At 38.4% G+C, this 1,645-nt stretch carries 1 protein-coding gene and 1 pseudogene; both read right to left on the bottom strand.

What is annotated here, in order from left to right; translation table 11 throughout:
* Positions 1-283 (bottom strand): annotated as a pseudogene (locus AC6F75_RS12345) (hypothetical protein); the annotation flags it as partial.
* A gap of 17 nt (positions 284-300) precedes the next feature.
* On the bottom strand, positions 301-1,645 hold a 1,345-nt coding region (locus tag AC6F75_RS12340; protein ID WP_500715346.1), incomplete at its 5' end, for a DNA gyrase C-terminal beta-propeller domain-containing protein.

Here is a 1,645-nt window from a genome sequence, read left to right as displayed (position 1 = left end):
CCTCAAGTTCAATAACTTTTTTGAATGCCTTAGCAGCAGTCAACAAGTCCTGTTCTTTATTTCCAGCTGCACCAAGATAAGCCTGGCCTTTGTATAAATAAAATTCTGCCTGAGTACTTGCATCTTGTGATGCAATTTGATCTTCGATTTTTGAAAGGGCTTGTTTAGCTGAATTGTAGTCATTGTTGTTTAAGCTTCGAGAAGCTTCTCTCAACTCCTGTCGTTGTGAATATACCATCACAGTCATTAACAATGCCATGACGATCAAAAATGTTCTTTTCATTTTAATAGTTGTTTTTATTATTCTTGAGTATTAGTATTTGTATCAACTTCCGTTCCGTTTTCAACCTCAGCATCATCCTTCATAGTTTTTGCTACCGCGGCAATGGCATCATCTTCTCTTACCTTGATGAGTCTTACCCCTTGAGTAGCCCTTCCCATAACACGTAAATCGTCAACAGACATTCTTATGGCAATTCCTGATTTATTAATAATCATTAAATCATCATTGTCTTTTACGTTTTTAATAGCAACTAATTTACCTGTTTTTTCTGTAATTGAAATGGTTTTTACGCCTTTTCCACCTCTGTTGGTGATTCGGTAAATGGCTTCTCCATCTTCCGGGTCGTCTATAAATGTACGCTTTCCATAACCGTTTTCAGAAACCACAAGTATTGTTTCTTCCTTGGGGTTATCAATGGTAATCATCCCAATTACTTCATCATTTTCATCTGCAAGGGTAATGCCTCTCACTCCTGTGGCATTTCTTCCCATCGGCCTGGTTTTCTTTTCTTCAAAACGAACAGCTTTACCTGATTTAACAGCAAGCATTACCTGGCTATCTCCTGTAGTCAGTTTTGCTTCAAGAAGTTCATCGTCTTCGCGAATAGTGATGGCATTGATTCCATTAGCTCTCGGTCTTGTATACTGCTCCAAAGAAGTTTTTTTAACTACCCCCTTTTTAGAAGCCATTATTACAAAATGTTTATTGGTGTATTCTTCATCTTTTAAGTCTTGAACACAGATAAAGGCTTTCACTTTGTCATCCTGCTCAATGTTTATCAGGTTTTGAATGGCTCTTCCTTTTGAAGTTCTCGAGCCTTCGGGAATTTCAAAAACCCGCATCCAGAAACATTTTCCTTTCTGAGTAAAGAACAACATATATTGGTGGTTTGTTCCCACAAAAAGATGTTCAAGGAAATCTTCATTTCTGGTCGCACTCGCTTTCTGGCCTACACCTCCCCTATTTTGGGTTTTGTACTCGTTTAGCGGTGTGCGCTTGATATAACCGGCATGGGAAATTGTAATGACTACTTTTTCATCGGCAATCAAGTCTGTGATAGAAACATCTCCTCCTGCATATTCAATGGTTGATCTTCTCTCGTCACCATACTTTTCCTTAATTTCAAGAAGCTCATCTTTTATGATTTGCATTCTTCTTTCAACGCTGGCAAGAATGTCCTTATAATCCTGAATGGTTTTCATCAACTCCTCATACTCACTACGCAATTTATCCTGCTCCAGCCCCGTCAATTGACGTAAGCGCATTTCAACAATTGCTTTTGCCTGAATCTCTGAAAGCTCAAAACGTTCAATCAATTTTTGACGTGCTTCATCGGCATTTGATGATGCCCTGATGATTTTT

The organism is Planktosalinus sp., from assembly GCF_059864935.1.
Note: the sequence above shows the minus strand (reverse complement) of the source record. Positions and strands in the feature narration are given on the sequence as shown.